The 8,425-nt window shown below is 55.1% G+C and carries 7 protein-coding genes; 6 read left to right on the top strand and 1 reads right to left on the bottom strand.

Annotated features, from left to right (window positions below; all coding sequences use genetic code 11):
• Positions 1–139: 139 nt before the first annotated feature.
• Entirely contained in the window at positions 140–346 is a 207-nt protein-coding gene (locus QZF50_RS21065; RefSeq protein WP_000424924.1) for a YbfA family protein, read from the bottom strand.
• Between the two features lie 312 nt (positions 347–658).
• Between QZF50_RS21065 and kdpF the strand changes: the two genes are divergently transcribed.
• Genes kdpF through kdpE form a run of 6 tightly spaced genes read left to right on the top strand, consistent with a single transcriptional unit; the run spans position 659 to position 8,424 of the window.
• On the top strand, positions 659–748 hold the full coding sequence (gene kdpF / locus QZF50_RS21060) for a K(+)-transporting ATPase subunit F (protein ID WP_001272653.1): 90 nt from the start codon (positions 659–661) through the stop codon (positions 746–748).
• Entirely contained in the window at positions 748–2,421 is a 1,674-nt protein-coding gene (kdpA, locus tag QZF50_RS21055) for a potassium-transporting ATPase subunit KdpA (RefSeq protein ID WP_000741137.1), read from the top strand. The genes kdpF and kdpA overlap by 1 nt, the downstream gene beginning before the upstream one ends.
• A gap of 22 nt (positions 2,422–2,443) precedes the next feature.
• A complete protein-coding gene (gene kdpB, locus QZF50_RS21050; protein WP_000087967.1) occupies positions 2,444–4,492 on the top strand; it encodes a potassium-transporting ATPase subunit KdpB in 2,049 nt (682 codons plus the stop codon).
• A gap of 8 nt (positions 4,493–4,500) precedes the next feature.
• Positions 4,501–5,073, top strand: a complete 573-nt coding sequence (gene kdpC / locus QZF50_RS21045; RefSeq protein ID WP_001297248.1) for a K(+)-transporting ATPase subunit C — start codon at positions 4,501–4,503, stop codon at positions 5,071–5,073.
• Entirely contained in the window at positions 5,066–7,750 is a 2,685-nt protein-coding gene (gene kdpD / locus QZF50_RS21040) for a two-component system sensor histidine kinase KdpD (protein WP_001306984.1), read from the top strand. The genes kdpC and kdpD overlap by 8 nt, the downstream gene beginning before the upstream one ends.
• Positions 7,747–8,424 (top strand): two-component system response regulator KdpE, encoded by a 678-nt coding sequence (kdpE, locus tag QZF50_RS21035; RefSeq protein WP_000186103.1) that lies wholly within the window; start codon positions 7,747–7,749, stop codon positions 8,422–8,424. Before kdpD ends, kdpE begins: the two co-directional genes overlap by 4 nt.
• The last annotated feature ends 1 nt before the right edge of the window (position 8,425 follow it).

Below are 8,425 nucleotides of genomic sequence, written 5' to 3'. Positions count from 1 at the left end.
GGAAAATATTTATATATATTTCATGAATATATGTTTCGATTGGTATAACGATGTCTAAATATTCCTCTGAACATCTTCCTGATACAAAAAACCGCCAGCGTTTCCGCTGGCGGTTTTCAATGTATTCAAAACTCAGCAATCAATAAAAATCACCAGTTGCCTTTTCGGCCTGATCCATCCACACCGGTTTATCGCTGGTTTTCGACCAGACGCGATGCAGGTAGCTGTAAAAGCGGGCGCGGTCTTTCCAGAAAAGCATGAAAGGCAGCGCCAGAACGCCCGCTGCAACCGCATAAGTACGGCGTAAAAAGATAAGCCATGCAGGATATTCTCTGTAGAGTTCCATACTTTTCTCCCCCTTTTGTATCTACCCGGTGAATGGCACCGGAAAAATGAATTTGTTTATCTGATGAAAATAGTACCGCCTTTTGTGTAATTTTACTACTCATCCGACCACTTATTTTTGCTTATTGATGGTTTATTTACATTCATCCTGTAATTAAGTTACACAAAAGTTAAATTAATACTAAACATTAGTTAAATCATGGCTTTTGCCATTTTTATACTTTTTTTACACCCCGCCCGCAGATTTTTGCGAAATCTTTGCAGCCAGAATTCTACCCTTCCGGTATCACTTTTAGGCCACTGGAGGTGCACTGTGAGTGCAGGCGTGATAACCGGCGTATTGCTGGTGTTTTTATTACTGGGTTATCTGGTTTATGCCCTGATCAATGCGGAGGCGTTCTGATGGCTGCGCAAGGGTTCTTACTGATCGCCACGTTTTTACTGGTGTTAATGGTGCTGGCGCGTCCTTTAGGCAGCGGGCTGGCGCGGCTGATTAATGACATTCCTCTTCCCGGTACAACGGGCGTTGAGCGCGTACTTTTTCGCGCACTTGGCGTCTCTGACCGTGAGATGAACTGGAAGCAATATCTTTGTGCCATTCTCGGCCTGAACATGCTGGGGCTGGCGGTGCTGTTTTTTATGTTGCTCGGTCAGCACTATCTGCCGCTTAATCCACAGCAGTTGCCGGGGCTGTCGTGGGATCTGGCGCTGAATACCGCCGTCAGCTTTGTCACGAATACCAACTGGCAATCTTACAGCGGTGAAACCACGTTGAGCTATTTCAGCCAGATGGCTGGCTTAACGGTGCAAAACTTTCTTTCTGCCGCCAGCGGGATTGCGGTGATTTTTGCCCTCATCCGTGCGTTTACCCGCCAGAGCATGAGCACACTCGGGAATGCCTGGGTCGATCTGCTACGCATCACGTTATGGGTGCTCGTCCCTGTGGCGTTGTTGATCGCACTGTTTTTTATTCAACAAGGTGCGCTGCAAAACTTTCAGCCTTATCAGGCTGTGAATACCGTTGAAGGAGCGCAACAGCTGTTACCCATGGGGCCTGTAGCTTCTCAGGAAGCGATCAAGATGCTCGGTACTAACGGCGGTGGCTTCTTTAATGCCAACTCGTCGCATCCGTTTGAAAACCCAACCGCACTGACCAACTTCGTGCAGATGCTGGCGATCTTCTTGATCCCAACGGCGCTGTGCTTTGCCTTTGGTGAAGTGACGGGCGATCGCCGCCAGGGGCGCATGTTGCTGTGGGCGATGTCAGTGATTTTTGTCATCTGCGTAGGCGTGGTGATGTGGGCAGAAGTTCAGGGTAATCCTCATCTGCTGGCGCTCGGCGCAGACAGCAGCATCAATATGGAAGGTAAAGAGAGCCGTTTCGGCGTGCTGGTCAGTAGCCTGTTTGCGGTCGTGACTACGGCGGCTTCCTGTGGCGCGGTGATTGCGATGCATGATTCGTTTACCGCTCTCGGTGGCATGGTGCCGATGTGGCTGATGCAAATTGGTGAAGTGGTGTTCGGCGGTGTCGGTTCTGGTCTTTACGGCATGATGCTGTTTGTCCTGCTGGCGGTGTTTATTGCCGGGCTGATGATTGGTCGTACACCGGAATATCTGGGTAAAAAAATCGACGTACGCGAGATGAAACTGACTGCACTGGCGATTCTGGTTACCCCGACGCTGGTGCTGATGGGCGCGGCGCTGGCAATGATGACCGACGCCGGACGTAGCGCCATGCTCAACCCTGGCCCGCATGGTTTTAGCGAAGTGCTGTACGCCGTGTCATCCGCCGCTAACAACAACGGCAGCGCCTTTGCCGGATTAAGCGCCAACTCCCCGTTCTGGAACTGTTTACTGGCGTTCTGCATGTTTGTCGGTCGCTTCGGGGTGATTATCCCGGTGATGGCAATTGCCGGTTCGCTGGTGAGTAAAAAGAGCCAACCCGCCAGCTCCGGCACGCTGCCAACGCACGGCCCGCTGTTTGTTGGCCTGTTAATCGGCACCGTGTTGCTGGTTGGCGCACTGACCTTTATCCCTGCCCTGGCGCTTGGTCCGGTGGCGGAATATCTCTCCTGATGATATTGAGTGAGCACTGAATATGAGTCGTAAACAACTGGCGCTATTCGAACCAACACTTGTCGTTCAGGCGCTGAAAGAAGCGGTGAAAAAATTAAACCCGCAGGCGCAATGGCGCAATCCGGTGATGTTTATCGTCTGGATCGGCAGTCTGCTGACCACCTGTATTAGCATCGCGATGGCAAGCGGTGCGATGCCTGGCAATGCGCTGTTTAGCGCGGCAATTAGCGGCTGGCTGTGGGTCACCGTACTGTTCGCTAATTTCGCCGAGGCGCTGGCAGAAGGCCGCAGTAAAGCGCAGGCCAACAGTCTTAAAGGGGTGAAAAAAACTGCCTTTGCCCGCAAGCTGCGTGAGCCGAAATATGGCGCTGCGGCGGACAAAGTTCCTGCCGATCAACTGCGTAAAGGTGACATCGTGCTGGTAGAAGCTGGCGATATTATCCCCTGCGATGGTGAAGTCATTGAAGGCGGCGCATCGGTCGATGAAAGCGCCATCACCGGGGAATCGGCACCGGTGATCCGTGAATCCGGCGGCGATTTTGCCTCCGTCACCGGCGGCACGCGTATTCTTTCTGACTGGCTGGTGATTGAGTGTAGCGTTAACCCCGGTGAGACATTTCTGGATCGGATGATCGCGATGGTGGAAGGCGCACAGCGACGCAAAACACCGAACGAGATTGCCCTGACTATCCTGCTGATTGCTCTGACCATCGTCTTTTTACTGGCAACCGCCACGCTGTGGCCGTTTTCCGCGTGGGGCGGTAATGCCGTGAGTGTAACGGTACTGGTGGCGCTGCTGGTCTGTCTGATCCCAACCACTATTGGCGGCCTGTTGTCAGCGATCGGCGTCGCCGGGATGAGTCGGATGCTGGGCGCGAATGTGATTGCCACCAGCGGACGTGCAGTTGAAGCGGCAGGTGACGTTGACGTTCTGCTACTGGATAAAACCGGCACCATCACACTCGGTAACCGTCAGGCGTCGGAGTTTATCCCTGCGCAGGGCGTGGATGAAAAAACGCTGGCTGACGCCGCACAACTGGCTTCGCTGGCTGATGAAACGCCGGAAGGCCGCAGTATTGTGATCCTCGCCAAGCAACGTTTTAACCTGCGCGAGCGCGATGTGCAGTCGCTCCATGCCACCTTTGTACCGTTTACTGCGCAAAGCCGGATGAGCGGGATCAACATCGACAACCGCATGATCCGTAAAGGTTCTGTCGATGCCATTCGCCGCCATGTTGAGGCTAACGGCGGTCACTTCCCTACCGATGTTGATCAAAAAGTCGATCAGGTTGCGCGTCAGGGGGCCACGCCGCTGGTGGTGGTGGAAGGTTCCCGTGTGCTGGGCGTTATTGCGCTGAAAGATATCGTCAAAGGCGGTATTAAAGAGCGCTTCGCCCAGCTGCGCAAAATGGGCATTAAAACGGTGATGATTACCGGCGATAACCGTCTGACTGCCGCCGCCATTGCTGCGGAAGCGGGCGTCGATGATTTTCTCGCCGAAGCGACACCGGAGGCCAAGCTGGCATTGATTCGTCAGTATCAGGCGGAAGGCCGTTTGGTGGCGATGACCGGCGACGGCACCAACGATGCTCCAGCGCTGGCGCAGGCAGATGTCGCGGTGGCGATGAACTCCGGTACTCAGGCGGCGAAAGAAGCGGGCAATATGGTCGATCTCGACTCTAACCCGACCAAGTTGATCGAGGTGGTACATATTGGCAAACAGATGCTGATGACCCGTGGCTCGCTGACCACCTTCAGCATTGCCAACGATGTGGCGAAATACTTCGCCATTATTCCGGCGGCGTTCGCGGCAACGTATCCGCAGTTAAATGCGCTGAACATCATGCGCCTTCATTCGCCCGACTCCGCCATTCTCAGTGCGGTCATTTTCAACGCCTTGATTATCGTCTTTTTGATTCCTCTGGCGTTAAAAGGCGTGAGTTATAAACCGCTTACCGCTTCTGCCATGTTGCGCCGTAACTTATGGATTTACGGTCTGGGTGGGCTGCTGGTGCCGTTTATTGGTATCAAAGTCATTGATTTACTGCTGACCGTTTGCGGTCTGGTGTGAGGTTTACCATGCGTGGCTTACGTCCGGCATTATCGACATTTATCTTTCTGTTATTGATTACTGGCGGCGTTTACCCGCTGCTGACCACCGTGCTGGGGCAATGGTGGTTTCCCTGGCAGGCCAACGGTTCGTTGATTCGTGAAGGTGATACGGTGCGGGGTTCGGCATTAATCGGGCAGAATTTTACCGGCAACGGCTATTTTCAGGGTCGCCCGTCGGCAACGGCAGAAATGCCCTATAATCCACAGGCTTCTGGCGGGAGCAATCTGGCGGTCAGTAACCCTGAGCTGGATAAACAAATAGCCGCACGCGTTGCTGCATTACGGGCCGCTAACCCGGATGCCAGTACGAACGTTCCGGTTGAACTGGTGACGGCATCGGCAAGCGGGCTGGACAATAATATCACCCCGCAAGCGGCGGTCTGGCAAATCCCACGCGTGGCGAAAGCGCGTAATCTCAGCGTTGAACAGCTCACGCAACTGATCGCAAAATACAGCCAACAACCGCTGGTGAAATATATCGGCCAGCCGGTCGTCAACATTGTTGAACTCAATCTGGCGCTGGATAAACTTGATGAATAACGAACCCTTACGTCCCGACCCCGATCGTCTGCTGGAACAAACTGCCGCGCCGCATCGGGGGAAGCTGAAAGTTTTCTTCGGTGCCTGTGCAGGCGTCGGGAAGACCTGGGCGATGCTGGCAGAAGCCCAGCGACTGCGGGCGCAAGGGCTGGATATTGTGGTTGGCGTGGTAGAAACCCATGGGCGGAAAGATACCGCCGCCATGCTTGAAGGGCTGGCTGTTCTGCCGCCCAAACGCCAGGCGTACCGTGGGCGGCATATCAGCGAGTTTGATCTCGATGCCGCCCTCGCCCGCCGTCCGGCGCTGATCTTAATGGACGAACTGGCGCACAGTAATGCGCCAGGTTCTCGTCATCCTAAACGCTGGCAGGATATCGAAGAACTGCTGGAAGCTGGCATTGATGTTTTCACAACCGTCAACGTTCAGCATCTGGAAAGTCTGAATGATGTGGTCAGCGGCGTCACCGGAATTCAGGTACGGGAAACCGTGCCCGATCCTTTTTTCGATGCCGCCGACGACGTAGTGCTGGTGGACTTGCCCCCGGACGATCTGCGCCAGCGGCTGAAAGAAGGCAAAGTCTATATTGCCGGGCAGGCGGAGCGCGCCATTGAACATTTTTTCCGCAAAGGCAATCTGATCGCCCTGCGTGAACTGGCACTGCGCCGTACTGCCGATCGCGTAGATGAGCAAATGCGCGCCTGGCGGGGGCATCCTGGTGAAGAGAAAGTGTGGCACACGCGCGACGCGATCCTTTTATGCATCGGGCATAACACCGGCAGTGAGAAACTGGTCCGCGCGGCGGCGCGGTTGGCCTCGCGCCTGGGTAGCGTCTGGCACGCGGTGTATGTTGAAACCCCTGCCCTGCATCGCTTACCGGAAAAAAAACGTCGGGCAATTCTCAGCGCCTTACGTCTGGCGCAGGAGCTGGGCGCGGAGACGGCTACACTTTCTGATCCAGCGGAAGAAAAAGCAGTAGTGCGTTATGCCCGTGAACATAATCTCGGCAAGATTATTCTCGGTCGCCCGGCCTCGCGCCGCTGGTGGCGTCGGGAAACGTTTGCTGACCGACTGGCGCGCATCGCCCCCGATCTCGATCAGGTGCTGGTCGCGCTTGATGAACCACCCGCCCGCACGATTAACAACGCGCCGGATAGCCGCTCTTTTAAAGACAAGTGGCGGGTACAGATTCAGGGATGCGTGGTTGCCGCCGCGTTATGCGCCGTTATCACTTTAATTGCCATGCAGTGGCTGATGGCGTTTGATGCCGCCAACCTGGTGATGCTGTATCTGCTTGGCGTGGTGGTGGTGGCGCTATTTTATGGACGCTGGCCTTCGGTGGTTGCTACCGTCATTAATGTGGTGAGTTTCGATCTCTTTTTTATCGCCCCACGCGGCACGCTCGCTGTCTCTGATGTGCAATATCTGCTGACCTTCGCGGTGATGTTAACCGTCGGGCTGGTGATCGGGAACCTTACTGCGGGTGTGCGTTATCAGGCGCGGGTAGCCCGTTACCGCGAGCAACGCACACGGCACTTATATGAAATGTCGAAAGCTCTGGCGGTGGGCCGCAGTCCGCAGGACATCGCCGCCACCAGCGAACAATTTATTGCCTCCACGTTTCATGCCCGCAGTCAGGTGTTGTTGCCCGATGACAACGGTAAATTGCAGCCGTTAACACATCCGCAAGGAATGACCCCGTGGGACGATGCCATCGCACAGTGGAGTTTTGATAAAGGCCTGCCTGCGGGTGCGGGCACCGACACGTTACCCGGTGTACCGTACCAGATTTTGCCGTTAAAAAGCGGTGAGAAAACCTACGGGCTGGTGGTGGTGGAACCAGGGAATCTGCGTCAGTTGATGATCCCGGAACAGCAGCGCCTGCTGGAGACGTTTACGCTGTTAGTCGCCAATGCGTTTGAGCGGCTTACGCTGACCGCCAGTGAAGAACAGGCGCGGATGGCAAGCGAACGGGAACAGATCCGCAACGCTCTGCTGGCGGCGCTTTCGCATGATTTACGCACGCCGCTCACGGTGCTGTTCGGTCAGGCAGAAATCTTAACGCTCGATCTGGCAAGCGAAGGATCGCCTCACGCCCGCCAGGCCAGCGAGATTCGTCAGCACGTGCTGAACACTACCCGACTGGTGAATAATCTACTGGATATGGCGCGAATTCAGTCCGGCGGCTTTAATTTGAAGAAAGAGTGGTTAACGCTGGAAGAAGTGGTCGGCAGCGCGCTGCAAATGCTGGAACCGGGTTTATCGTCGCCCATCAATCTTTCTCTGCCAGAACCGCTGACCTTAATCCACGTTGACGGGCCACTCTTTGAACGGGTGCTGATTAATCTGCTGGAGAACGCGGTGAAATATGCGGGTGCGCAGGCCGAAATTGGTATCGATGCCCACGTTGAGGGCGAAAATCTACAACTGGATGTCTGGGATAACGGCCCCGGTCTTCCGCCAGGCCAGGAGCAGACGATATTTGATAAGTTTGCTCGCGGGAATAAAGAGTCGGCAGTACCGGGGGTAGGGCTTGGACTGGCAATTTGTCGGGCGATAGTGGATGTACACGGGGGCACTATTACCGCGTTCAACCGACCGGAAGGTGGTGCCTGTTTTCGTGTTACACTTCCCCAGCAAACTGCCCCTGAACTTGAAGAATTTCATGAGGATATGTGACAAACGTTCTGATTGTTGAAGATGAACAGGCTATTCGTCGCTTTCTGCGCACGGCGCTGGAGGGCGACGGGATGCGCGTCTATGAGGCCGAAACGCTGCAACGCGGCTTGCTGGAAGCGGCTACCCGTAAGCCAGATTTGATTATTCTCGATCTCGGCCTGCCCGATGGTGATGGGATTGAGTTTATCCGCGACCTGCGCCAGTGGAGCGCGGTGCCGGTGATTGTGCTTTCCGCACGCAGCGAAGAGAGCGACAAAATCGCCGCGCTGGATGCCGGAGCGGATGATTATCTGAGTAAGCCGTTTGGCATTGGCGAATTGCAGGCCCGTCTGCGCGTCGCTTTACGCCGCCACTCCGCCACCGCCGCGCCCGATCCGCTGGTGAAATTTTCCGATGTTACCGTCGATTTAGCCGCCCGCGTGATTCACCGGGGTGAGGAAGAGGTGCATCTCACGCCGATTGAGTTCCGCCTGCTGGCGGTGCTGCTGAATAATGCCGGGAAAGTGCTCACCCAGCGCCAGTTACTCAATCAGGTGTGGGGGCCAAACGCGGTCGAACACAGTCACTATTTGCGTATTTATATGGGACATCTGCGACAAAAACTGGAACAGGATCCCGCTCGCCCCCGCCATTTCATTACTGAAACCGGTATTGGGTATCGGTTTATGCCATGAA

The sequence above is a fragment of the uncultured Escherichia sp. genome, assembly GCF_948475835.1.
Lineage (GTDB): Bacteria > Pseudomonadota > Gammaproteobacteria > Enterobacterales > Enterobacteriaceae > ECMA0423.
Note: the sequence above shows the minus strand (reverse complement) of the source record. Positions and strands in the feature narration are given on the sequence as shown.

What these genes read in the sequence shown, in the direction of transcription:
- kdpA (WP_000741137.1), top strand. Translation starts at nt 748, where the DNA reads ATGGCTGCGCAAGGGTTCTTACTGATCGCCACGTTTTTACTGGTGTTA.
- kdpD (WP_001306984.1), top strand. Translation starts at nt 5,066, where the DNA reads ATGAATAACGAACCCTTACGTCCCGACCCCGATCGTCTGCTGGAACAA.
- kdpB (WP_000087967.1), top strand. Translation starts at nt 2,444, where the DNA reads ATGAGTCGTAAACAACTGGCGCTATTCGAACCAACACTTGTCGTTCAG.
- QZF50_RS21065 (WP_000424924.1), bottom strand. Translation starts at nt 346, where the DNA reads ATGGAACTCTACAGAGAATATCCTGCATGGCTTATCTTTTTACGCCGT.
- kdpC (WP_001297248.1), top strand. Translation starts at nt 4,501, where the DNA reads ATGCGTGGCTTACGTCCGGCATTATCGACATTTATCTTTCTGTTATTG.